At 41.4% G+C, this 26642-nt stretch carries 18 protein-coding genes; 7 read left to right on the forward strand and 11 right to left on the reverse strand.

Annotated features, from left to right (window positions below; translation table 11 throughout):
• The first annotated feature begins 61 nt into the window (after positions 1-61).
• Positions 62-1420 (forward strand): FAD-dependent oxidoreductase, encoded by a 1359-nt coding sequence (locus D0S24_RS12675; RefSeq protein ID WP_117020211.1) that lies wholly within the window; start codon positions 62-64, stop codon positions 1418-1420.
• Between the two features lie 5 nt (positions 1421-1425).
• Positions 1426-2385 carry a phosphotriesterase gene (locus tag D0S24_RS12680; RefSeq protein WP_117020264.1) on the forward strand — a complete coding sequence of 320 codons (960 nt, stop codon included), beginning with the start codon at positions 1426-1428 and terminating at the stop codon, positions 2383-2385.
• Between the two features lie 20 nt (positions 2386-2405).
• On the opposite strand, the gene D0S24_RS12685 is transcribed toward D0S24_RS12680, so the two are convergent.
• Positions 2406-3116: a GntR family transcriptional regulator gene (locus D0S24_RS12685; RefSeq protein WP_147321451.1), complete on the reverse strand. Its 711-nt coding sequence runs from the start codon at positions 3114-3116 to the stop codon at positions 2406-2408.
• 449 nt (positions 3117-3565) lie between these two features.
• On the opposite strand from D0S24_RS12685, the gene D0S24_RS12690 reads away from it, so the two are divergent.
• Both D0S24_RS12690 and D0S24_RS12695 read left to right on the forward strand, forming a co-directional pair.
• Positions 3566-6484 carry a PVC-type heme-binding CxxCH protein gene (locus D0S24_RS12690; protein ID WP_117020213.1) on the forward strand — a complete coding sequence of 973 codons (2919 nt, stop codon included), beginning with the start codon at positions 3566-3568 and terminating at the stop codon, positions 6482-6484.
• 166 nt (positions 6485-6650) lie between these two features.
• Positions 6651-7520, forward strand: a complete 870-nt coding sequence (locus D0S24_RS12695) for a sugar phosphate isomerase/epimerase (RefSeq protein ID WP_117020214.1) — start codon at positions 6651-6653, stop codon at positions 7518-7520.
• A 75-nt stretch (positions 7521-7595) separates the two neighbouring features.
• Here D0S24_RS12695 and D0S24_RS12700 read toward each other — a convergent pair whose 3' ends face one another.
• The 10 genes from D0S24_RS12700 to D0S24_RS12750 form a co-directional block, all read right to left on the reverse strand.
• Positions 7596-8969, reverse strand: a complete 1374-nt coding sequence (locus D0S24_RS12700) for a Gfo/Idh/MocA family protein (RefSeq protein WP_117020265.1) — start codon at positions 8967-8969, stop codon at positions 7596-7598.
• A 469-nt stretch (positions 8970-9438) separates the two neighbouring features.
• Positions 9439-10080, reverse strand: a complete 642-nt coding sequence (locus tag D0S24_RS12710; RefSeq protein WP_117020216.1) for a TetR/AcrR family transcriptional regulator — start codon at positions 10078-10080, stop codon at positions 9439-9441.
• A gap of 235 nt (positions 10081-10315) precedes the next feature.
• Complete coding sequence (locus tag D0S24_RS12715) at positions 10316-12532, reverse strand: glycosyl hydrolase family 95 catalytic domain-containing protein (RefSeq protein WP_181938082.1); 2217 nt, start codon at positions 12530-12532, stop codon at positions 10316-10318.
• A 132-nt stretch (positions 12533-12664) separates the two neighbouring features.
• A complete protein-coding gene (locus D0S24_RS12720) occupies positions 12665-14122 on the reverse strand; it encodes a sulfatase (RefSeq protein ID WP_220377759.1) in 1458 nt (485 codons plus the stop codon).
• 161 nt (positions 14123-14283) lie between these two features.
• Positions 14284-15672: an alpha-L-fucosidase gene (locus D0S24_RS12725; RefSeq protein ID WP_220377760.1), complete on the reverse strand. Its 1389-nt coding sequence runs from the start codon at positions 15670-15672 to the stop codon at positions 14284-14286.
• A 30-nt stretch (positions 15673-15702) separates the two neighbouring features.
• Positions 15703-16416: a GDSL-type esterase/lipase family protein gene (locus tag D0S24_RS12730; RefSeq protein ID WP_117020219.1), complete on the reverse strand. Its 714-nt coding sequence runs from the start codon at positions 16414-16416 to the stop codon at positions 15703-15705.
• 3 nt (positions 16417-16419) lie between these two features.
• The gene (locus D0S24_RS12735) at positions 16420-17802 is read right to left on the reverse strand and encodes an alpha-L-fucosidase (RefSeq protein ID WP_117020220.1); all 1383 of its coding nucleotides are present in this window, start codon (positions 17800-17802) and stop codon (positions 16420-16422) included.
• 133 nt (positions 17803-17935) lie between these two features.
• Positions 17936-19174, reverse strand: coding sequence for an enolase C-terminal domain-like protein (locus D0S24_RS12740; protein WP_117020221.1), 1239 nt, complete (start codon positions 19172-19174; stop codon positions 17936-17938).
• A gap of 165 nt (positions 19175-19339) precedes the next feature.
• Positions 19340-20425, reverse strand: coding sequence for a Gfo/Idh/MocA family protein (locus D0S24_RS12745; RefSeq protein WP_117020267.1), 1086 nt, complete (start codon positions 20423-20425; stop codon positions 19340-19342).
• A 26-nt stretch (positions 20426-20451) separates the two neighbouring features.
• On the reverse strand, positions 20452-22050 hold the full coding sequence (locus tag D0S24_RS12750; protein ID WP_117020222.1) for a sodium:solute symporter family transporter: 1599 nt from the start codon (positions 22048-22050) through the stop codon (positions 20452-20454).
• A gap of 642 nt (positions 22051-22692) precedes the next feature.
• Between D0S24_RS12750 and D0S24_RS12755 the strand changes: the two genes are divergently transcribed.
• The 3 genes from D0S24_RS12755 to D0S24_RS12765 all read left to right on the forward strand — a co-directional run bounded on the left by D0S24_RS12755 (position 22693) and on the right by D0S24_RS12765 (position 26553).
• Positions 22693-23901 carry a site-specific integrase gene (locus D0S24_RS12755; protein WP_117020223.1) on the forward strand — a complete coding sequence of 403 codons (1209 nt, stop codon included), beginning with the start codon at positions 22693-22695 and terminating at the stop codon, positions 23899-23901.
• Between the two features lie 91 nt (positions 23902-23992).
• Positions 23993-25516 carry an ATP-binding protein gene (locus D0S24_RS12760; RefSeq protein WP_117020224.1) on the forward strand — a complete coding sequence of 508 codons (1524 nt, stop codon included), beginning with the start codon at positions 23993-23995 and terminating at the stop codon, positions 25514-25516.
• 470 nt (positions 25517-25986) lie between these two features.
• Positions 25987-26553 carry a hypothetical protein gene (locus D0S24_RS12765; protein ID WP_117020225.1) on the forward strand — a complete coding sequence of 189 codons (567 nt, stop codon included), beginning with the start codon at positions 25987-25989 and terminating at the stop codon, positions 26551-26553.
• Positions 26554-26642 lie beyond the last annotated feature (89 nt).

Consider the following 26642-nt stretch of genomic DNA (forward strand, 5'->3'; position numbering starts at 1 on the left):
GCAACGTATTACCATGTATTATCTTGCAATTCCCAATATTGGGATATAATTAATTATAAAAATGAACTTTACAACTGTAATTTCTAAATCGTTTCGCACAGACATTCTAATAATTGGAAGCGGCAGCGCAGGTGCTACGGCTGCCATTGCCGCATCAAATGGGAAATATCATGTAACCCTTGTGGAACGTTATGGTTTTCCGGGTGGCACCTCCACCCAAATGCTCGACACTTTTTACGGCTTTTTCACCCCATCGGAATCCCCGAGAAAAATTGTAGGGGGCATTCCCGATAAAATCGTGAATGAATTGGATAGAACAGGCAATATTTTTTTGCGCCCCAACACCTATGGAGCAGGTACGGGAGTGAATTACAACCCAGAAAAACTAAAACAGGTCTGGGACCAACTTTTGCTTAAAAATGGTATTCAATTATTATATCATTCCACCTTGGTTGGAGTGGAAAGCCTAGGGGAAACATCGACCTGCATATTCCATAATAAAGGCATGGGCTTCTTTTCAATAACGGCAAACCGTGTAATAGATGCTTCGGGCGATGCCGATTATTGTCATTGGGCAAATATACCCTATGAACGTGCCGGTGATAAGGAATCTGCCCAAAGTATGACCACCACTTTCCGAATGGCGAACGTGGACCTACTAGGGTATGAGTCGGCAGGTGGAAAAAAAATGTTGAAACAAAAGATGGCAGAAGCTTATACAAAGGGAACCTACGCCCTTCCGCGCAAAGAAGGATCAGCACACGAAATGTGCCAACCGAAATGCATTTCTACCGTAGCCGTCAAAGTAGTGGATCTGGATCCTTTGGACGTAGAAGGCATTACAAAAGCGGAAATTGAGGGTCGAAGGCAGGCCTTTATTTTTGAAGATTTTTTCAGGTCAGAGATTGCTGGATATAAAGATTCAAAGATCATTGGACTCTCTCATCAAATAGGTGTAAGGGAAACTCGAAGGGTCTTTGGGGAATATCGTCTAACCAAAGAGGATTGTATTGGTGCCAAAACCTTCGAAGATCAAATTTTTCTTTGTGGGGCACCTATTGAAGATCATCGAAAATCGGATTTTGGAGAATCGGAAACCTTTTGGCAATATGTCCCCAATGGGGGGGCCTACGGAGTGCCATACCGCACTATTGTACCCAAAGAGAGCCAAAACGCCTGGGTAATAGGCCGTTGCTTTTCAGCCACACATGACGCCCATGCTTCCTGTCGCTCTATGGCACAGACAATGAGTATGGGGCAGGCAGCCGGATTGGCCGCAATAATCTCATTGGACACAGATCAGAACGCAAAAAACATCGACATCAACAGACTGCAGGATGCTTTAATACAAGTTGGGGGCATTTTAAAAATGCCCGAAAAAGTAGCAGATACCTCTAGATACGGATGGAAAAACAATTAACAATTATGTCTCAAAAATTTTTCAGAACAGTTTTGGGCGATAAGCCAACTTCGGAAATGGGACTCACCTATTCCCACGAACATATTATTATTGAGGACAGTTATGTAACCGCTGCCCATCCTGAATTCTTGCTCAACGATGTAGACAAAATTACGGAGGAGCTCAAATCCTTTTACAAGGTGGGAGGCAGAACCGTAGTAGATACCATGACGGCCAATTGTGGCCGCAATATATTAAAATCGGTGGAGGTAAGCCAACAAAGTGGCGTCAATATCATTGTCCCAACAGGAATCCATCTGGAAATTTATTATCCTCAAAACCATTGGCGATATCACTATTCCGAAGAGCAAATGACCGAACTTTTTATAGACGATATTGAAAATGGTATTGATCAATTTGATTATTCCGGACCATTTGTAAAAAGGACCCAGTATAAGGCAGGTCTCATTAAATTGGCTACCGGGGATGGGCCGATAACTCCTCATCAGGAAAAAATTTTCAGGGCTGTGGTGAATACACATTTGGAAACCGGAGCTCCGATATTAACACACACCAATTTTGGAAAACAGGCCTTGGAGCAAGCGAAACTGTTCGAAAAATTGGGAGCAAATCTCCAACATATTGTGCTTTCCCATGTAGACAGGGCCAAAGAGTTGGATTATAACAGGGCGGTACTGGATATTGGAGTTCGGCTGGAATACGACAGTGCCTTCCGTTGGAAAGAATCGGAACCCAATTACACACTAATTCTTTTGGAAAACCTTCTCCCCTTATACCCGGATCAAATTACCTTGGGTATGGATATGGCAAAAAATGCTTATTGGAAAAGTTATGGAGGCAGTCCAGGATTAAATTATCTTATAGAAACCATTCCCCGATTTTTAAAATCCAAGGGATTGGAAGAGCATTATGAAAGACTATTTTTTAACAATCCAAAAAAATTATATGCCTTTTTTAAATCATAAGCCAAATACCCATGGACAACCTACAAAAAGTAACTATTTCGTATTGCGTATTCCGTTGTATTGCAGTATAGATCGCCATACAGATTAAGATTGGGCCAGCTGGTTCTAAACCTAATCGATATATGTAAAATAGGGGTGCCAAATGTAATTCCCAATTTCTCGGCAATATCCCTACTGGCCGGTACTGATCTTAGCTCCTGCTCCGCTCCCATAATTTCTATTAAGTATTCCTGACTTAGCGTTTTAAAAAAAGATCCCTCCACAAATTCCTCGGACCTTATGGGCTCTAAGGCGTTCAGGGCATACCAATTATTCTCCAAAACTACAGGTTGGTCGTCTATATAACGAACTCTTTGAAAATACACGCATTTGGAACTCTTTTCATCCTCGGACAACGGAAAACCAATAACCGGGTCCCATTCCACAATTTTAGGCTCTACGGTGACCTTGGTCCTTACCTTATAATCAGTAGAGCCCGAAAAACCCTTGATGGATAACAGTCCCAAATATTTGCCTCTTTCCACCACCTTACTTCCCCTCCCGTGTTCCTTGACAATAAACCCTTCTTTCAAAAGCTCGTCCAGTGCCTTTCTCACCGTTGTTCTCGTAGTTCCAAACTGAACACAAAAATCGCTCTCGGATGGCAAATAACTATCGGGCGGATATTTTTGTGTCTGTATTCGCTTTTTTATATATTCTTGGATCTGATGGTACTTTTTAATTTTATTCACGGGCAATATTCAGGTAACGATTTCCAATTTACATTATCCCTTGTTATCCGACCACAACCTATTAAAATGTTTTTCCGCTCGGCGATATTTCCTTTTTGTACGGACAAGTTAATTAACAGACACAAGGTGAATCTTTTATTCAATACAAAAGTAAACTATCCACAGATTGTTTCCTAACACATTCAACGCACAGACAGATTTCACCAACTATCCAAAACTAACTCAAAAAAACATTATAACTATATGATTTTTAAAGTTTAAACTAAAAAACCCTATTCTATACACCAATTTATCCTTAAAATTATCCCCATCTACCCCTAGCCGGAAACAACCAACTATTATGGTCAAAAATTTTAAATACACTCCTGTAATTTTTGTAAAAAAAAGCCCATAATCCCGAATTAAATTTTAACTTGTATGCACAAGTTAATGCCTATCAGAATTGTCCAATGGAATTGATCATAAACATTAATAACAAATTTTTAATTGCGCTTATTAGCACTGCTTTGGGCTACTTCCTTGTTGGCTGCCAAGACAGCAGAATGGAACAATACCAAACCCCAGAACTCAATTTCCAGACGAAGGTGGAGAACAACTTTATTGTGCCGGAAGGATGGCAGGTAAGTCTATGGGCCGAGACCCCTTCCCTCTACAACCCGACCAATATGGATGTTGATGAAAAGGGAAGAATTTGGGTTACGGAAGCCGTTAATTATAGGGATTTCAATACTGATCCAAAACACCGCCTAAATTTCGATCAAGGAGACCGGGTAATGATTCTGGAAGATACGGATGGTGACGGAATAAGCGACACCTCCAAGGTATTTGTCCAGGACAAAGATCTTGTTGCACCCTTGGGAATTGCAGTAGTAGGGAACAAGGTTTTCGTATCCTGCGCACCAACCTTGCTTGTCTATACGGATGAAAACGGTGATGATGTGCCCGACAAAAAAGAGGCTTTACTTACTGGGTTCGGAGGCTTTGATCACGACCACAGCTTGCATTCGCTAGTTGTAGGCCCTGACGGAAAATGGTATTTCAATACAGGGAATGCAGGTCCGCACCGTGTAACGGACAAAGGTGGCTGGCAATTACGCTCAGGAAGCGTTTATACGGGCGGAACCCCATACAACGACAAAAATGAACCAGCACAAGTCAGTGATGATGGGCGTATCTGGGTCGGTGGCCTTGCCCTAAGAATGAACAATGACGGCACTGGCCTTGAGGTAGTGGGTCACAATTTTCGAAACTCGTACGAAGTTGCGCTGGACTCTTATGGCAACATGTGGCAAAACGACAACGATGATCAAGTGGTAACCTGCAGGGTAAGTTGGCTCATGGAAGGAGGCAACGCCGGATATTTCAATGCCAATGGCAAACGAACTTGGCAGGCCGACCGTAAACCCGGACAAAATGTTTTTGATGCCCATTGGCACCAGGACGACCCAGGGGTTATGCCTTCCGGGGACAATACCGGCGCAGGATCACCTACAGGCGTGGTCGTTTACGAAGGGAATGCCTTTGGTCCGCAATATCGCGGAATGCTCCTAAGTGCCGATGCCGGCCGCAACGTAATATTTGCCTACCAGCCTTCTCCCAATGGAGCGGGATTTGATTTAAAAAGACGGGATTTGATTACCTCCACCCAAGAATCTACAGAAGCCTATGTATGGAATGAAATTGATGGAGATAAACGTAAATGGTTTAGACCAAGTGATGTTGCCGTTGGAACCGATGGTGCCATTTACGTAGCCGATTGGTACGATCCGGTAGTAGGTGGCCACCAAATGATGGACACCTTGGGCTACGGACGTATCTATAGAATTAGTCCCAAGGGAAAAAAACTTACCGCCCCGAAAATAGACCTGGGCACTATTGAAGGCCAAGTAGCCGCCCTCCTAAATCCAGCCATAAATGTTAGAAGCCAAGGCTTTGAAAAATTAGCGGAGCAAGGGGAACAGGCATTGGAGGAAGTCAGGAAGATATTGGATTCGGACAATCCCTATCACCAATCAAGGGCCATTTGGTTATTGCCCAAACTTGGCAGCCAAGGAAAAACCATCGTTCAAAATATATTGAAAAAAGATCCGGACCCCCGATTAAGGATTGTAGCTTACAGAGCTCTAAAAGGGGATGCCGAATCCTTTCTGAAAAACGCTACCATAGCTGTCAATGATCCTTCGCCCCAAGTGAGAAGGGAGGTAGCCATTTCCCTTAGGGACATCCCTTGGGAGGAAAGCAGTACACTTATCAAGGAATTATTTAAGGGATACCACCACAAGGACCCCTGGTATTTGGAGGCCTTGGGAATGGCTATGGACGGTAAAGAAGAATTGGCCTATACCGAATTGCTTTCCAAACAGTCCTACCCCTCTTCAAATTGGTCCGATACCTTTGCCTCCCTTGTGTGGCGAATTCATCCCAAATCTGCCATCAACGCACTAAAAGAAAGGGCTCTGGAAGAAAGTTTATCCCCGGATCTTAAAAAAAAAGCGGTAGATGCCCTGGCCTTTATTAATGAGACAGAGGCGGTCGAAGCTATGCTGGCAATAAATAAATCCAGTAAGAACAAAACGGTAAAGGAAGTTTCCCAATGGTGGCTCAACTTCAGAAAAAGTAATGATTGGTATGCCCTATGGGACTGGGAAGCGGAAAAGGGTGAAGGTTTCCGGATTCCTGATAATATTGCCATACTCAATGAAATACTTTTAAACGGGGACACCTCCACAGAAAAAAAGATCGACGCAGGAAAAGATATGGCGGGCAGCTTAATAGGTGGCCGCCTCTTAATTAGCTTAGCCTCCAAAGAGCGACTTTCCAATGAAGTTATTAGCGGAATATCCGAGGCCATTTTTAACAATCCAGAATTGGAAATACGGACTTTGGCCAGTGAATATTTTAAAAAAACTGGTGAAAAGCAAATGGCAATACCCAATATCTTAAAATTGACAGGGAATAGCAGTAAAGGAGAAGGTATTTTTCTATCAAAATGTACGACATGTCATAAAAACGGAACTATAGGCAACGATATAGGTCCGGACCTATCCTCGATCGGGGAGAAATTCGACAAAACAGCGATGTTGGATGCCATTATTCATCCAAATACCTCCATTGTATTTGGATATGAACCGGTTATGATAAAAACTAAAAGCGGTCAGGCCTTTTTCGGTTTTATTCTATCTGAGGGCGAAACCACCGTATTGAAGGACATGACAGGAAAACAGATTGTAATTGCACCAAATGACATTGAGAGCAAGAAGAAAATGAAAATGGGCATTATGCCCAATGCAGCATCCCTGGGTCTTACGGAACAAGACCTAGCCAATCTATCCACCTACTTGTCAACACTCAAAAATAGTAGTATTTAACGTGAGTTCCACATAAAAATGTTTTCAATACATTGATTTAGCGTAAGTTAAAATAATTGCTAAGGTCCCCTCGAGCGGACAGATGCCATATAAGCAACGGATTTTAAATAAACTTTATATCGAACTCACGTTATTCAATAATAATAAACCATTAAATTTTGACATTATGGGTACCTCAATAACAAGAAGGGAAGTACTAAAATCCTCTATCGGACTATTAGGATTAAGTTTAATGGGGGCATACGAGGCTTTTGCATGGGACAAAAGTCGTAGATTTAAAATTGGTGCCTGTGATTGGTCTATCCAGAAAATGTCGGAAATAGAAGCCATAAAAGTTGGTAAAAAAATTGGATTGGATGGCGTACAGATCAGTTTGGGTACTGTAGCCAACAACATGCACCTAAGGCAACCAAACATTCAACAACAATATAAAAATGCCTGCGCCGAGTATGGTATGAGCATAAGCGGCATTGCTATTGGTGAAATGAACAACATTCCCTATAAATCGGATGCACGTGCGGAGATTTGGGTATCCGACAGTATAGATGTGGCCAAAAAATTGGGCGTTAAAGTGGTTCTCTTGGCTTTCTTCCACAATGGAGACCTTAAAAAGGACATCAAAGGTACTCAGGAAACTATTCGAAGATTAAAAAAAGTATCAAAAAAGGCAGAGAAAAATGGAGTCATCCTAGGCATAGAATCTTGGTTAAGTGCCGAAGAACACATGGAAATCATCAGCGCCGTAAATTCGCCCAATGTCCAAGTGTATTATGATGTGGCCAACTCAAACAAAATGGGGTACAATATCTATGACGAAATCCGATGGCTGGGCAAAAAGCACATCTGTGAATTTCACGCCAAAGAGAATGGTTATTTATTGGGACAGGGCAAAATTGATTTTAATGAAGTAAAAAAAGCAATAGATGATATTGGCTATGAAGGTTGGGTACAAATCGAAGGGGCAGTTCCCGAAAATGCGATAATGTTTGATAGTTATGTTCTGAACAACAAATATATCAGGTCGGTTTTAAAATAAAGCCTCAGACTTATAATGCATCCGGATTATCTTCTACTTTCAGGGAAAATAAATAAATTTACTCTTCCCTATTATTTAAAATCCATCCACGCCCCAGCCTTTACGATAGGTACGTTGAAGATATTTATTGGCCTTAGGATGGTTGGGAAACGTCATAGTAGCAGGATCCCATTCCAGGACCGTATCCGGAACCCGAATTGCCACCGTTCCCAATAGGATAGCCTCGGTCATAGGCCCGGACTGGGCAAAATGTGATTCGTTTACTTCAAGGCCCAAACATGCATCCACAAAATGATGGTAATGATTGCGGTCTTCCAAGGTGGGCATTTGGTAATCCGCATATTTATTTTCCGGCAACAGAACAGGCATTTCCGTATGGGGTATAAGTAGGGCCCCTTCGGTTCCTATGAGAAGTGCCGATTCTGCCGGATATGGTTTTCCATGAAATAGGGCCTGTACTTCCCAAGGAGGGTAAAACTCTCCGTCGAACCATTCCAGAGGCAGTAAATCCGAGTGAGTAAGCTCATTCCCAGGGAACATCCAAGTGATGTGGTCGCTCTGAGGCCAGGTATCCCCATTTCGTTCCGAAGATTCCCGCCATGAATCCTGAACCCTTGCTACTACGGATATAGGTGCCGTTAATCCCAAACCTTTCCATACGGCATCAAATATATGGCATCCTATATCTCCTGACCATCCGGTACCGAAGTCCTGCCATGCCCTCCAAATGGCCGGATGATATATATTGGGGGAATAAGAGCGTATAGGAGCGGTTCCTGTCCATAGGTCCCAATTTAAATGGGAGGGCGGTTGCTGCCCTTCAGATGGACGTGGGCCTGGCAACCTATATCTTTCTATGGCCTCCGGACGGTTGGAACACAGATAGGCGTGCTTAATTTTTCCTATAGCACCCTCCTTTAGAATTTGGACCGCTGAACGATCTCCTTGGCCCGAGGCATGCTGTGTACCCAATTGTGTTACTACCCCCGCCTTTATTGAGGCTTGGGTAAGTTTGCGTACTTCTGCCACGTCATGGCACAAAGGTTTTTGACAATAAACATGTTTTCCATCCAGGATTGCCCGGTAAGCAATAGCGAAATGGTTGTGGTCCGGTACGGTCACGTTTACCGAGTCAATAAGGTTTCCCTCCTGTTCAAGAAGTTCGCGCCAATCACTATATAATCGTGCATCCGGTAAAATATCCGCCGCCCTTTGTAAGTTTTTTGCATCCACGTCGCATAGTGCAACAATTTGTACATGGGGATGTTCCTTAAAGTTTTGAAGGTCGTGCCATCCCATTCCCCCGACCCCTATACAAGCATGTCTTAACTTGTTGACCGGAGAACCAAAACTTACAGAGGCATTGGCCAAAAATGGAACTGCTAGTGCTGCTGTTGTAATAGAATCCAAGAATTTTCTTCGCGATACGGCCTTATTTTGGTTTTTCATGTAAACAATAATTTGATGGTCTTGGTTGGCTCCCATATAATATATTCACTGCAAGCCCATTGGGTATAAGCATAAAACTGGAATTGCAACATTCCAGTCCTAATGTTCTGTTAACCCTATTTTAATCAACCCAAGACAACAACAGCAGAGGCCAAATACTACATTGACCCATAAAAGATAATGACTATTATTTAAATAATACCATACTCCTATATTTTTCCTCCCGAAACTATAAAAATGAAGATATTCCCGCTACAGCCTGGAGAAAATTATGATGCCTAGAATACTTGGCCCACAAAAATTTAATTGGAGAAGGAACAGGATTTAAAAAATGATCGTAAAGCGCGCTCAAACGAGAATTTACACCCCACAAAAACAGTTCCCAATTTCTTGGAAGCCATGTCTTTGTTACTTTGGGCCCTACTGGTTCCGAACCAGGACCCTCCTGCTTTGAATAAATATTCCCAATTCAGCAATAACCAAACCTTGTAATCAATCTATGATGTTCCTTCCGGCCAGATTCTGTTAGATTAGGCAAAAGTATTTCCCATATATGTCTCGTCATTTCGCCGTTTTCCTGATATTTAAAATTGTGGAGCACCTCCTGTTGTGACAACCAGAAAGTAATAATAATACGTATTGTATGTTGTAAGCGGCTATAGTCAAAACCCCCATCCCCTTCCAAATAACCCTCCGCAATAAAGTCCATAAACAACTCATTCATTTGTTGTTTTCTTATTTCCAAAGTCTTGGTAATATGTTTGCTTATCTTAGGAAACGAACGGGATATTTCGAGTACATCCAGATTAAAAAATCTATACTTCAACTGAAATGCTTCAAGCCTAATCAATAATCGATGAAAATATTCCAAGGATGTAGAATATTCTTTCCGTGAAAGATAGGTACTGGACATTTCGTTCCGCATCTGCTTATAGATAGCCAACAACACCTCCTCTTTATTTTTGTAATGGTAGTCAACATTACCATAACTTATCCCCATCTCCGTAGCAATCTGCCTACTTGTAATGCTCTGAACACCATGCTGATTAAATAATTGCACTGCCACTTGGAGAATCACGTCCTTGGTCTTTATTTTATTAGTTGTTTTCATGACTTACATTAAAAAAATAACACGATTGAAAAATCCAATTGTTGATCGCAATAAGTCTTAATATTGAAAAAATATTAAAGACTCATTTAAAAAACCCTATGAAATGATTTTTCATTTCAATAGTTTACAAACCACAAAATTGATAAAAAATCTTAAAAGAGCCGGTTCATTATAATTTTAATTTATTTATCTACAACCGATATAATAAAATCCACTCCATAAAATATTTTAGAGATTACTCTTTTTCCTTAATTAATGCCATTTCTCCGGGTTTTGTATTGATCAACAATATATCCCCTTTCCAAGTATAGTCCGTTCTTTCTTGAAAAGAAATCTCCTTATTCGGAAAGGGGTTTTTTAGTCGTAACTCCCCACCCTTTTCAGAAAAAATCTTTACCCATTTCAATTTTCCTTCCTGTTTTTGCGCGGATATCAAAAAGGCCCCTTCTGCGCGCAATTGGCTAAAACCCACGTTTTTCCAATCCGATGGGATAGCGGGGAAAAGGCGTACGGTTCCGGTATGGCTCTGTATCAGCATTTCCTGCAGTCCCGCGGCAAAGGCAAAGTTGCCCTCCAAGGTAAATGGCCTGTAGGTAAAATTGGATTTTCCGGTACCGGATTGGTCGCCGTTGACATGAAAACCATTGGACAGTACAAAGGAAGTGGCAAAATCCTTTAATGCCTTTGCCGCTCCTTCCCCGTCAAAGGCCCTGGCCTTTAGGTTGCCCAGCCAACTAAAGGAGTAGCCTACCCATTGGCTGCTACCTGTAGCGTCCAGGTTGGCAATGGTCCTGTTTATAATTTCCGTATCCTTTTCCCCATGGGAAGGATCTATGAGTCCCAGTGGGTGTATGGCCATTAAATGGGAAAAATGACGATGTGATTCGTTATAGGGCAGGCCAGGGGAGAACATAAGCCCCTGTTCGTTCACGGCATAATCCGGCCACTCGTTAAGATTGGAGTTCCATTTATCCGCTTCCTCTTTCAAACCTAGCTCCATGGCCAGTTCTGCCGCATGTGAATAGGTCCACTTGATCAAGGCAAGGTCAAAATTGGTGATCTCATCGAACCAGGCCTCGCGGGAATTATTGTGGATTTCAGGACTGGAGCTCAAAGGGAGTTTTCGCTTTCCGTCCTTGCCCATTACCGACAACTCGTCAATGTGAACGGCCACCTCCCTGATCCACGGATAGGCTTCCTCCTTAAGAAAATCCCTATCCATGGAATAGCGCCAATGTAAATAGAAATGTTGCCCCAGCCATGCCCCGACCGTTGGGCCGAAGGAATATTGGATCCAACCGCCCATGGGCTCTCCCGTCAAGGTAGTGACCCCGGGCACATTAAGTCCGTTGGTACCATAGAATTCCTTGGTATATTTTTTAAAGCTGGGCTTGTATTTGATCAGCCAGTCCAGAAACCCTTGTTCCAGATCCAGATGATTGCCGGAATAGGTGGGCCAGTAACTTAATTGTGTATTTAGGTCATGGTGAAAATCCCCTTTCCAGGGCGGTAGTTTACCGTTGTCCGCTGTCCATACGCTTTGCAGGGATATGGGTGGTGCCCCCTGCCTTGCAGCCGATCCCAATTTGTACATTTCCATATACCATTGGTTTTGTAAAATGGTATCGGGAACACTTATATTGGATTTTCCCCAAAATGATTCCCACCAGGACCTATGGCTTTTCATAGAAGCCAACATTCCATCAGAAAAAGAGACATTGACAATTTTCTCGGCGCTTAGATGCCTTTCATTTTTTGATTTTCTTGAACTCATACTCCAACTACCTTCCAATACATTCTCAGTCTGTCTCCATTGGGTATGTAACTGATATTCAAATCCGGACCACCCACTTTGATCGTAAGAAATGGAATTTTCAGTTTCTTCTATTTTACCTTGCCCATAACCCAATCTTCGCAAATCCTGTCCGGTTACCGGATCTCCCTTTCCAGTGGTTTCTTTCAATGCATAGGTCGGGGGGGATATGGTAGGCCTTAAAAGCGTTGGGAGATTTTCAAATCGGTACCAACCAATAGGTTCTGTGGCGTGGACAAAGGTTTTAAGGACTGCTCCGTTTTTCCAACGTACCTCGCAAATGGCGTTTTTCAACATTAGTTTTACCGATGCTACCTCTCCTAGACTACTAATGTCAAATTCTATGGCAGCTCCCGGTATTTTGGATGGGGCCGGTAAATTATCATATGGGGCATCATATTTATCCTGAACATTTTTATAAGTATTGTTTTCCCATTCTTTTTTCACCCAATCAAAGTCGAATTCCTCAAAATTCAAGTTTTCCATTGGGCGCAGATCCCAGAGGTCTGCCCTATCCAATGAAAATCGTAATTTCCCGTCTTTCTGCCAGATCAACGCACCTAAGGTTGCATTGCCCAGGGGTATGGCCTCATCCCATGTTTTAGCCAATTCCTTAAATGTGGGTTCGTATTTTGGCAATTCATTATTTTTATCAAAATTTTGTTTTTGACAGCCTGCCATTGTAAAAAGAAACAAGACGGAAAATAAGCTTAGGTTAAAAAATCCCTTTTTATAATACATGAAACAAGTTTTAATGATAATATAGCTATTTTATTCTTTATAATCGGGGTTGGGTATAGGCATTTGCGCACCTACTTCCTTTCTCCACGCATGCAATAACCCCTTCATTTCTTTCACTTTTTTGGGCATTTTAGTGGACAGATCATGTTGTTCCGAGATATCGGTTTCCAGATCGTATAGTTCAACTTCCATATCCTCAAAAAATGCTATCAACTTGTATTTGCCCATCCTTACTGCAGCTGCAGGCCTACCGCCCAACCCCCCACTATAATGGGGATAATGCCAGAAAATGGCTTGTCTATCGATTCTTTCCTTACTAAATAATGCCGGTTTTAAACTATTCCCGTCAATATGTTGCTCTGGTAGCATTTTTATTCCGGCCAGATCTATAAATGTTGGATAAAAATCCGTTCCCGTTACAGGCTCGTCCGACCTACTACCGGGAACAACCCTTCCTGGCCAACATACTATTAGCGGTTCACGGATTCCACCTTCGTACAAATGTCCTTTACCGGCCCTTAGGGGCAAATTGGAAGTTGGGATAGGATTTGGATTCCTATTGGTCGCCATCCCGCCGTTATCGGATGTAAATACAATGATCGTATTTTTATCAAGTCCCAGTTGTTTAATAGCCTTCAACAACCGACCAATATTTTCATCCATGCTTTCCACCATGGCCGCATAAACGGGGTCATTTTGGTGGTTTTTAAAATAGGTCGTTCCCTGTTGTACCAACTCCTTGCCATTAAAATTCATATTTTGGAGCTTCTTCCTATATTTTTCCACTTTTTCCGGTTTTCCCTGTAAAGGCAAGTGAACGGAATAAAACGAAAGAAAGGCCAAAAATGGATTCCCTTGTTCCTCCTTCATAAATGAAATTGTCTCATTGACAAGTCGATCCGTAAGATACTCGCCATCGGGACCATCGGGCAACTGTGGGTTATTGTAAGGAGAGAAATAACTGGAAGGATGACCTGTATGGTTTCCTCCAATATTTATATCAAATCCATGATATTCCGGATAAAACGCTTCCTCTCCCAAATGCCATTTACCAGCAAAAAATGTTTTGTAACCTCCCTGTTGCATGGCCTCTGCCAAAGTAAACTCCTCCATTGCCAGCTCGGTTTTAAAGGGTTTCGCCATCAGTTTTTCGGTCCTTGAAGGAGGGTTTCCAGGTATCCAATCCGTAAGATGCAATCTCGCAGGGTGTTTGCCGCTTAGGATAGCTGCGCGTGACGGGGAACATATCGGAGAAGCTGCATAGGCATTGGTAAACACCATGCTCTCCGAAGCAAGCTTATCCAGGTTTGGGGTCTCATAAAATTCACTCCCCATAAATCCCAAATCCCTCCAGCCCAGGTCATCGGCAAGAATAAATATGATGTTTGGTTTCCTTGATAGTTCAGAATTGGTGCAACCAACTTGGAGGAACAAGGAAACCAACATTACCCTATAATGGATTTTATTACAAATCGTTTTTATAAGCATATAAATGGATTTATTTGTCCTTGATACGATATACCGAAAACCTTAAAACAAATATCTTGTTGGACATAGCCTAATTTTTTAATCTTAATTATTTTGGCGTGTAATGATTTACAGGAATACAATCCTTTTTCCAGAATCAGTTATTTTATAAATGTAAAACTCTAATTTTTATGTACTTCGATTTTTTTGATCTTGGGGGTTCCTATTGCTGATTTAATAACTAAGCGCATCCGGGTCACTTCAATATCATCAAAAACATGTATAAACTTATGCCCGATAACCGAGCCTTTAAAAATCGTCCGCCAACCTTTGGATGTTTTGCCTTCCAGCTCAAAGGTACGCACGCGTTCACCCTGTGAAATATCCTCCATTACAACTACTTGGTTTATTATTTGACGTTCGAGAAGTTTTAAATTTATCGTTTTTCCAGCACCCGAAGTGGAAGCGATCGGATTTGAAAACCGCCGATTGATCTCATCCCCAAATTCTTTGAGGCGCTTTACATCGGGCTGGGGCAGCAAACCTTCAGGGTCCGGTGTTAGTCCCATAATCAGGGTTGTATTGTAGCCTACGGAATTATAGTACATATTTACCAAATCGTCCAACGGATATATCGTATGTTCCCGATTTGGTTCCCAGAACCAATCGTGGCCACCTTTACCGCGCAAAGGGGCATCGCTCATAGCGGGCATATAATAAACCCCATCAGGGTCCCCTTTCTTCAAGAGTTGGAAATTATTGGCCCCTATTTCCTTTTTGGCCGATTCCCCTGCTCCAATGGCCCTATAGGGAAAGGTGCCCCAACTTGGATAGGGAACCGTACCTGTTTCGCTACCGCCCCATCTTATATCTGCACGTTGAAGGTTGTGATAGAAAAGACCATTGGGCTGATATTTCTCAAAAACGGAAAGAACGTCAGGACCACCCTGCTCTGGACCGTGGGCGCCGCCATCGAACCAGACCATTGCCCATTCCCCGTAATTGGCAAATATCTCTTCCACAATTTTTTCTATCGTCCTGTTATAATAGGCCTGTCTGTTTCGGCTAAACTCGCTATCTCCCTGTACCTTAAAGTCATGTATTCCATAATAGGCGTTCCATCGCGTTCCAATATAGACCCCGGGAAGAATTCCGTACTTTTCACAAGATGCCTTAAAATCCCTAAGAATATCGCCTTTTCCGTCCTGCCAGCTCAGGGCTTTCATAGAATAGGGGGTTGCATTACTTTGGTGAAAAAAGAAACCGGTCTCGTGACTGACCGTAAAAATGGCAATTTTAAATCCGGCATCCCTTATGGCTTTTATCCACTGATCCATATCATAATTTTCCGGATTAAAGGTGTTGTAATCCTCTACCGGAGTTATTCTAACCTCTTTCTGAACATAGAATTCCCCGTCAAATACATGCATGTCCCAACAGACCAAAGCTGCCAGTTCTGCGTTTTGCCATTGTAACTGTGCGGGAGTAGGTATGGGAACCTGATGTTGCGCCCCTATTTTTAGACATAGGAAGAAAAACAAATTCACCGTAAGTAAAAACCTATTGTTCATTGGTCTATTTTTTAAGATTGAGAGGGGCATTTATTCTTTTAATTTTTGAAACACCAATTCGGCAATAGCTAGGTAACCGGCCTTGTTAGGGTGCACGCCGTCTTCTTGGGTAAATAGCTCGGGCCTATGGTCCAACGGTTTATTGAGATCAATAAACTTTACCTCCTTTTCATCCACAACCTTATTTATGAGTCCGATAAGCTCCTGAAGTCTTGGCTTTCGGATGGTCAGCCCTTCTACACGTGTACTGTCCAAACCGGGAGTTTCCAAAACCATTGGGGTGGGAGCACATACAAAGACTTGTTGTTTGGATGGCATTTTAGAAAGTTCATCGATAAGATCTCGATAATCGCTTTCAAATTCATCCATGAACTCCCAGCACTTTCTATCCCCACAGGTTCCCATACCACAGGTATCGTTCGTACCAAGACTAATGACAATAATATCTGGGTTGGCCCCCTTTATTTTTGGGAGTTCGTTCCACACGTTCGGATTGCCCTTTCTAATTAGCGTGCAACTCCCCACCCCAAAGTTTTTCACTAAATAATCCTCCCCTAGAAGCACTTGCAATTGGGCGGGATAGGAGTGCTGATCACGATCTTCGAGCCGTGCCCCATAGGTAATGCTATCCCCTACACATGCCACTATTATCTTTTTTTTAGAACAACTTTCAACATTAAAAAATACTAGTACTAGAGCGGTATATGTTACAAGGCGTTTAATATATTTTTCTACATTTTGCATAGACTAGTCATTTATGTGAAAAACTTCAAAACCTAGAATTAGTGGATCTCCTTTTGATTCGTTGATGGAGAGACGAATGTGGGATACCTCAATTCCGTCAAAAACATGGATGAACTTGTGCCCAATACTGGACCCTTGGAATAAAGTTTGCCATCCGTCTTCTGTTTTGCCCTCCAAAACAAATTTCCTTATCCGCTCCCCTTTGGATATATCTTCCTGTAAAACAATTTGGTTGATTTTCGTCTTTCCCTTTAATTTAAGGGTGAATCTTTTGCCCTTTCCAGAGATTTCGGCCAAGGGGCTGCCAAAGCGGCGTGTTATTTCATCTCCCCATTCCTTCAAACGTTTTACATCGGGCTGGGGCAGCAACCCGTTAGGGTCTGGTGTAAGTCCCATAATCAGTGTGGTATTGTGGCCTACTGAATTATAGTACATATCCATGAGATTTTCCAAGGGAAAGATGTGCTCTTCATCACCAGGTTCCCAAAACCATTCGTGCCTTCCGTTATATCCCCGCAAGGGTGCGTCGGACATGGCGGGGATATAATAAGCGCCATCTGGATTACCGTATTTTAGAGGCCTAAACCCAACATCGTCATCCCTATTATTGAACCATGCAGGAGTTTCGTAGGTTCCCCAGCAAGGATATGGTACTGTCCCGGATTCACTTCCACCCCAGCGTATATCTGCCCTCTGCAGGTTATGATAAAACAGGCCGTTAGGTTGTAGTTCCTCAAAAATTGAAAGTACATCGGGGCCACCCTGTTCAGGACCATGCGCCCCTCCGTCAAACCAAACTATGGCAAGATCTCCGTAATTGGAACAGAGTTCCCTTACCATGCCTTCACACATTCTATTATAATACTCCTGTCTGTTTTTTGAAAATTCCGTATTGCCCTGTACTTTAAAGTCATGTATCCCGTAAAAAGAGTTCCAGCGTATTCCTATATAAATACCGGGAGCAATACCATACTTGCGACATGATTTAACAAAATCACCAACAATGTCTCCCTTTCCATCACGCCATTCCACCGCCTTTAAACTGTAGGGATTAACCTTGCTCTGATATAGTGCAAATCCGGTTTCATGGGTGGCCGTTAAAATCGCCACCTTAAAACCGGCATCTTTTGCTGCTTTTACCCATTGGTCGGTATCAAGTTTTACCGGGTTAAAAATATTGTAATCCTGTATTGGGGTTATCCTATTTTGGGCCTGGTTGTAAGGCTCTCCATCAAAGACATGAAGATCGTAATGGAATACCGCCGCAAGTTCGGCATTTTGCCATTTTAGTTGGGCCGGAGTGGGCAAAGGCACCACTGCTTTTTCCTGTGCCATACAGGAAAAGGCCAGCACTGTCATTAAGATCGTATTTAATATTATTTTCATTTCTTATATTTTAAAATATAACTTGTTGTACTTTGAAGCACCCAATTGTTTCGGCATCCCTTCAAGAAAAATTTTTGCCCATTATTTCTAAAACCCCAGTGTGGTGGTCCAAAAGAAAGATGACCACACTAGATCAATAATTTTTTAGGGACGAACTAGATCCGGGCTCTTGTGGGGTAATATAATGGCCTCCTTCAATAATAGCCGGAAATTCGAAATGTTCCCGTAAATGGGGAATATGCTCCAAAAACAAAACCGGGTGGCCTATAGAGATATGGTTAAACAATACCAGGTGCTGGTGTATCTGTCCCATGTCCCCAACATGGGGAACAACAGGGATATTAAATTTTTTGGACAAAAGGCTAATTAAAATAAATTCGGAAATGCCGCCCACCCTTACTGCATCGACCTGGTTAAATGACAGGCAACCCGATTGGATATAATTTTTAAATACGATCTTGTTGGGCACCTGCTCTCCAAGGGCAAGTTTTACATCGATCCTTTTCACCAGTTCCATATGCGCAAATATGTCGACCGGATGGGTTGGTTCTTCTACCCAGTACGGATTAAATTCCAATAACCGCCCACAAATGGCAATGGCCTCGGACAGATTCCATTGCTGATTGGCATCGAACATAATGGTAGCATCATCTCCGGCATTCTTTCTTACCAATTGGGCCCGACGGATATCCCTATCGGGATTTTTGGACCCAACCTTGAGTTTCATGGCCGTAAAACCATTGTCCATGGCTTTTTTTATATTATCGGCCACATGGTCATCACTATAATTGAACCATCCAATAGAAGTATCGTATCCCGGGTAACCCGTGTCCAATATTTTTTCTCTTTCCTGTTTTCCAAATTCTTGGGCGGCCAAAAGCGAAATGGCCTCTTCCTTGGTAAGCACATCCTCATAATAGGAAAAATCCAAGGTATTTATCAAGGCCTCGGGCGAAAGGTTGACAAGTAGTTTCCAAAGCGGCTCACCCTTGGATTTTGCCCAAAGATCGAAACAGGAATTAACAACAGCGGCCAAAGCCAAATGAACTACTCCCATGTGGGGCCCGAGCCATCTTAAATTAGGATCGTCGACCATCAACTTATAGGTATTCCCAAAATCGGCCATTAAATCATTTATATCTTTCCCAGCCACGTACTTTACCAGATAGTCTATAGCTTCGCAAACCAATGTGTTGCCCGTACCCAAGGTAAAGGCAAGTCCAACCCCTTCCAAATTGGTGTCGGTACTAAGTTTACAAACCGCATAGGCATATATAGGAGTGGCATGTACAGCATCGGATCCAGCTCCATTTTTTAAATTGAATCGGGCATCCACTGCATACCCTCTTTTGATCATAATTGTTTTATTCATTATCTTTTAACTATTTTCGGTGCCCGCTCTAGTTTTATAAATACACTTAATTTTTTATCATTAACTCTTTTGTTTTCCTTATCGTGGCCTTATGTTTACATTTATTTGGGTATAGATCCATTACAATTCATCAGCTTTTGATAACTAATAATTATTTATAATCCATTAAGGTTTGTTCTCGCTGAAATAATTAAATTTAATACCCTCAACCTCACTGGACTTATATACGGTTTCAACCAATTGCATAGTCTGTAGGGCGTCTTCGATATAATGTGTAGGGGATTGTTGGCCACCTTGATAATGATTTTGCAAACTGGCCATGGGACCTATAAAGGCATCTGGAAACCACCCGCCGATTAAGGGAACCTCCCGCCAGCCCTTTCCATCTTCCACAATAATGTACTCCATTTTTGGAAGCTCTCCTTTGGGATAATCCAAAGATACCCCTATCTTAATTTTTATGGCTCCCTTGCTCCCTTCAATCTTAAAATAGGATTCCTGATGTTCCGGCCCATATATATGTCCGTGATTGGTAAGTATTCTTGCCTGTGTGTACTGATCGTAATCCAATATAATACTGCTCCGGGTGGCCTCTAGTTCCACTGCATTGGGGTGTTTAATGGTGCTGGCCATAACCCGAACCGGGTTTCCAATAAAAAAACGGATCAGATCCAAATAATGAATACTATGGTACAGCACTTCCACTCTAGATTTTCCATTTAGAAAATGCCAAAGATGCCAAGGTGTGCTGACACAGACCTTAAATTCCATGTCATAAATTTTACCTATGAGCCCTAGATCCACAATATGCTTTGCGGCTAAAATGTATGGTGCAAACCGCAATTGAAAATTAACAGCGGAAACCAATTGTCGTTTTTGGCATATATTGAATATCCGCCTTGCCTCCTCCAAATTTTCTCCCATAGGCTTCTGGATCAGAACTGCCGAACCTATGGGAATCTGTTCTAGAATATCACAAATATTGCTAGCCGGAACGGCAAGGTCAAAAACGACCTTGGTCTTAAGGGCTTTTTCGATCAGATCGGCCAAAGAAGTAAATACATTTCCAATAAACGGGTATCGTTCCTTTAATTTAAATGCCCTATCCACATCAACATCATATATACCCATAACAGGAAAATTGGCCTTGGAATAGGCCGGTAAATGCCCATCCCGTACAATACCACCGGCGCCAATTATGGCAATGGGAACGGGAGTCTGGGGAAGTCTTGGAAATTGATCAAAGCTCATGGTTTTGTATTTACTTTCAAATAGCATCAATAAAATACGTAGTATAGGACCAACATAATCCCGACCAACAAAGCACTTAGATAATTTATTTGTTTGCACGGCTTATTTACCTTGAGATAAAACTCCGTCGGAATCTCCTGTTCCGTTTTATCAAAATAGGATATTACTAGGTATAATAGGGATGAAAATATAAAAAAGACATATGTCTGCCGCAACCAATTTATTCCCAATCCCTGGTTACTGGAAATATAGTTTTCAATACCGCCGACCACCATATATTTTTCTACATAAAAAACACAGGCGGCAAAAAGGCTCCCGACCAGTAAGGTATAAAATGAAGCATTGGCCGTTCCTCTCTTAAAGAGGATACCCCATAAAAATACCACCACGATGGATGGGGCAAAAATGGAGAACATATGATTGATCAACTCAAAAATGGCGCCTAGATTTCCCAAGAATGGCGACCAAGCTACAGCAAGAACCAATACTGCCCCAGCGGTAATTTTTCCGATATTTATTTTGGCCCTATCGGACAGCTCAGGTTTTATTTTATCAAAAACATCATAGACGATTAGGGTAGAACAGCTATTCAGTGCCGCGGCAACACTGCTCATCACCGCAGCCAACAATGCTGCCACCATCAATCCCTTGAGCCCAATGGGCATTAAATTCACGATCATCACAGGTAATACACTTTTGGTTTCATTCCCAATTTGTTCTTGAAAAAGGGCAACCGCTAAAATTCCAGGAACCACCATAATAAAGACAGGTAATATTTTTAGAAATCCAGCAAAAATGGCTCCCAATTTGGCCTGCTTTTCGGATCTGGCACCTAAAACCCGCTGTACTATGGTTTGATCCGTACACCAATACCAAATACCTAATATTAAATGTCCAAAAAGCATATCCATAAATGTAAAACCTTTTGTCCCGGTATTAAAATCAACGGCCTTTAACCGGTCCGAACCTACAGCTTCCTTTAAGCCATCGTAGGTGTCTATCCCCAATTCCGGGAGCTGGCAGATAGCCAGGACAGTAATGGTCAAGGAGCCCAAAATTAAAATAATCGTTTGTACGGATTCGGTAATGACAACGGAGGTCAAACCACCAATTATAGTATATATTCCCGTTGCCAAGGCAATGATGATTATGGATACCAGGATATCGAATCCAAATATTTTCTCGAACACTACTGCCCCTGCATAAAAACTTACCCCAATATGCATGAACAAGGCGGCCAAAATACTGAAAATGGCCAAAACCACTCTAGAACGGGCATCATACCTTTTCTCTAAAAACTGTGGAAGTGTAGTAATTCTGGTCCTTAAATAAAAAGGTATGAAAACAAATGCCAGAAGGAGAAGCTCAAAAGCGGAAAACCACTCGAAATTTCCCCAGACCATTCCGTCCTTATAACCGGATTCCGCTAGGCCAACAAGATGTACGGTGGAGATATTAGAAGCAAAAAGTGAAGCTCCAATTACCGACCAGGTCAACGATTTGCCGGCCAAAAAATAACCCTCACTGGTTTGTCTGCGTTTGCGGGAAAACCAAAGTCCAACAAATACTACGCATAATAAATAAAGAACAATGACCAAAAGATCTATCGTGCTTATGGACTCCATAATTCTATTTTATTTAATTTTTACATGAAACAAACCGTTAATTGCCCGAGATTATTCCATTTAAAGACTGCCCTAAATTTGTGATTGAAAAAACAAGACCCAAATTACCTGACTAGTGATTGGCCGCTAAAATAAATATATTAGGGCAATTGACCTAATTTAATTGTTGGTTTATTAAACTAAGATTAATAGGGTGCAACGGAACATTCAGGAATGCCTTGGAACAACAAGTATAAATTAATTAACTAAATTAAAAAATGATCTGTTAAAAATGAGGGTTAAGTATAGATTGACAACAAAAATTAGTCATGATCCTCCAAAAGTGAGCCTTTTTGGAATTTTTGATCCAACAAAAAAGGCTCCCAATTTCTTGGAAGCCTTATCTTTGTTACTGTGGGCCCTACTGGGTTCGAACCAGTGACCCCCTGCTTGTAAGACCATTGAAATTCAATTTCTTTAAGTGCTATTTGTTTGCAAATTAACTGATTATCAGTATTTTACATTTTTTTGTTTTGCAGAAACTTTCTTAATTGGTAACTTTAAATACCCATTTGTTGTACCTATGTTGTACCCATTATGACTTATTATGTCAAGCGTCAAAACAATTTTATGGAAATATGTTGTACCCGTTATTGAGTTATTATGTCTAGCATTAAAATAGTTTTACGAAAAAAAGCATTCCCCGATGGCACTTTCCCGGTCTGTCTTAGGGTGACCAAAGATAGAAAAACCAAATATTTCAACACCATATTCAAGACCACGGAAAACGAGTGGAACGTTGCTGCCGGTTGTTTTAATAGAAAAAATTCAAATTACATCCAAAATAACAGGTTGCTGTTGAAATTTAAGGATCGGGCCTTAAAAGTATATTCCGATCTTCAGATGGAAAAGGAATACTTTGATCTTGATGATTTCAGCAAACGTTTTCGGGTAGATAACAATCCGGCAAACGATTATCTTTTCCCATTTTGGGAAGAGATCGTGGCAGAAATGAAATTGGCGGGAAGAATGGGGAATGCTTCCATGTACGAGGAAACCATGAAATCCGTAAAACAGTTTTCCAGATTTAAAAAGGTCAAGTTTCAGGATATCACCAATACCTTTCTAAATAAATATGAGGCATGGCTCCGTTCCCGGGGCGGGACAGATGGCGGAATCAGCATCAAGCAACGCACATTACGGGCATTGTACAATAAAGCCATTGAACGGAATATCATAAAGGATATCAACCACCCCTTCAAGACGTATAAGATCTCCAAATTAAAAGGAAAGGGTATTAAAAAGGCATTGGACTTTAATCAGGTCACCAAGATTATCAACTTTGATCTATCCAAGCATCCACATTTAATGGATGCCCGGAATTACTTTGTATTCAGCTTTTATACCAGGGGAATGAATTACACGGATATGATGGTGCTGAAATGGAAGGATATTGATGGAACAACGATCTCTTATATTAGAAACAAGACCAAGGGGAGGTTTGTAATTACCATTCTACCGCCCGTGCAAGAAATCCTAGATTTTTACGAACTAAATGCATTGCCTACGGAATATGTGTTTCCCATACTATTAAGGAATGGACTGACCCCGGCCCAAATTGATCATCGCAAAAAGAAAACCTTGGCCAAATATAATCGAGACTTGAAAGAAATTGCCAATCTTTGCGGAATCAATAAATCTTTGTCCAGTTATGTGGCCCGCCACAGTTTTGCCAATTGTTTAAAACAAAAAGGTGTAGCTACGGATATTATTGGGGAATCATTGGGACATAAAGACCTGACCACCACCCAAGTTTATCTAAAGGAATTGGGCAGCACGGTTCTTGACGATGCAGCAGCTTTACTGCTTTGATCAAAGTAGTGAGTGAATTGACCCAATTTTAAAAGGCCATTAGGGAATCGAAAAAAGAAACATACCAAACCCCATAATAAAAAAATAACAGTTGAAAATTCTGGATAAAATAAAACTACCTGAAGGCCGTCGGTTAGAGTTTAAAGAGCTATTACCAACAAAAGCCGATTTAGTGAAAACCATTGTCGCATTTGCCAATGATGCCGGTGGGGAGCTATTCATTGGTATAAAGAATAACCCTAGGGCAATCATTGGAATTAAAAAGGAACACTTAGATAGTTTAGAAAACCAGATCAGTAATATTATTAATGATGGATGTGAACCTACCATTTTACCCGAAATCTCCTTTATTGAAGAAGCTGGCAAATTCATCGTTAGAGTCTTTATCCATAAGGGGAGTAAGCCTCCATATTTCCTAAAATCAAAAGGAAAGGAAACTGGAACTTTTATAAGGGTTGGGTCTTCTAACAGGCTTGCCAATGATGAAATGATTCAGGAACTGGAAAGGACAGGCAATAGAATTTCCTTTGATGCTGAGTTGGTTTTCAAAAAAACGATTGAACAATTAAATATTGAGAACTTCAAGGAATTTTTTAAGGATAAGACAGATGAAGAATTAAACGGGGAAGTATTAAAAAAACTGGATCTCTTAAAGAAGGAACAAGGGCAATTTTTCCCTACCAATGCCCTAGTGCTTCTTTCCAATGATGATGTTAAAAAAGAATTATTTCCTTATGCAAAAATCGAATGTGCTCGTTTTAAAGGAACAATTCCAGGAACTTATATAGATCAAAAAACGATAATAGGAAGCATTGCAGACCATGCAGAATTGGCGTATCAATTTATAATGCGCCATGTGTCCCAAGGCACCAAGGATTACGAGGGCGTTTATCGTAATGACCGTTGGGAATATCCTATGATCGCCATGAGGGAGGTCATACGAAATGCAGTAATACACCGGGATTATTCCTTACTGGGCAAGGATATAAAAATCGCCATTTTCGATGATAAAATTGAGGTTACCAGTCCAGGGAAATTATTGCCATCAGTAGATTTCAATGAAATGGATGCGGGGCAATCGGATGTGCGAAATAAAGTGCTGGCACCAGTGTTTAAGAGATTGGGCATTATTGAGCAATGGGGCAACGGCCTACAGTTAATCGCAGATGATTTAAAGACATATCCCGAAATAGCATTCAAATGGAACGAGCCTGGAGTAGCCTTTAGGGTAACGTTCATTAAGAAGGACTTCAAGCAGCAACAGGAGTTACAGCACGAGTTGCAGCACGAGTTGCAGCAGGAGTTGCAGCAGGAGTTGCAGCACGAGTTGCAGCACGAGTTGCAGCAGGAGTTGCAGCAGGAGTTGCAGCAGGAGTCTTTGTACACAATTGTTCTAAGAATTATATTTAAGCGAACAGTTGCAACAAAGGAAATAGCACTAGAATTAGGTCAAAAAAGCATATCTGGACAACTGTATCAGACAATCAATAGATTAAGGGAGGATAATCTCATTGCTTGGACTATTCCTGAAACACCTAAAAGTTCTAAACAACAATATAAAATAACGGACAGGGGTATTGCGTTTTTGCAACTACTTCATAAAAACAAAAAATGAGTACAATAACAACCCATATTAAAAGCATACGGGATACCATAGGCAAAGATACCGGTGTAGATGGGGATGCGGTTGAAATTTTGTTATGGCGATGAAGCCAATTCTTGGCAGGATGCCAGCGTGGGCAGAAATACGGGTTGTGAGTGGATAAATCCCAAATGACAGTTACTTTTTTGAATGATCACAACCGGTATTTAGCGGAACCGGAAGCTCTTGTTTTTTTTGAATGAAGCTTGCGAAATGAAAAAAAGATAAGTACTGGAGGTGGGGATAGTTAGATTCACAAGCTGTACCGATACTCTTCCGTTTGCAGTAATCCTATAAAGGTTGTTCCAATTTTGATTCGGTGTACTTCATATATAGCAGAAAAATCAATCATGAAAATAAATGATTTACTATCTTAGGCACATAAGGTATATATGATCAATGATCATATCCAATTGTTGGCGTGCATTTAAAACAACACAAAATTGAGACACGATAAAATCGACATACCAAAATCAAAACAAAAAGGACGAGTAATTAGAAAGACTTGGCTGATTGAACCAATTTTTGATTTTTTGACATATGTCGTTTTAGTCGGTGCTTATCCTTTACTATCGGGACTTTTCTTCTTTGACCAATTGGAAAATGGAGATTACATAATTGGTGCTTCCGTACTTTTTGGACTTGCATTAATTCTCGGTGGGCTGCTACTTTATTCAATAATTAATCTTGATAGACTAAAACGCATAAGTGGAACACTAAAAGACGGAAACCGGGAAGCAGTTAAAAATTTGACTGAAAAACTCGGTTGGACCTTACAGATTCATAACCAACAAGTATCAATTTTATCTCCAGCTTGGAGTTGGTTCTCCACAAATTGGGGACGACAAATTGTGGTTATCTATGACCGACAAGACATTTTAATTAACTCAACCAGTTATGGACTTCACGATTTGAAATCTCCTTTTCATTGGTTTGGAAACAGAAAATTAGAAAAGATAATAAAGGACAATTTTGAAGAAGAAATAAAAAAACGACACGCCAATAACTAAGTATTCGGCCCGCCGATAGGCCAGGGCTGAATATCTTGTTGACGGATCCGGTTCCTCCCTATGGGGAAAGCCTTCTTTTTTGTGTTTGT

Source organism: Arenibacter sp. P308M17 (assembly GCF_003426735.1).
Classification (GTDB): domain Bacteria; phylum Bacteroidota; class Bacteroidia; order Flavobacteriales; family Flavobacteriaceae; genus Arenibacter.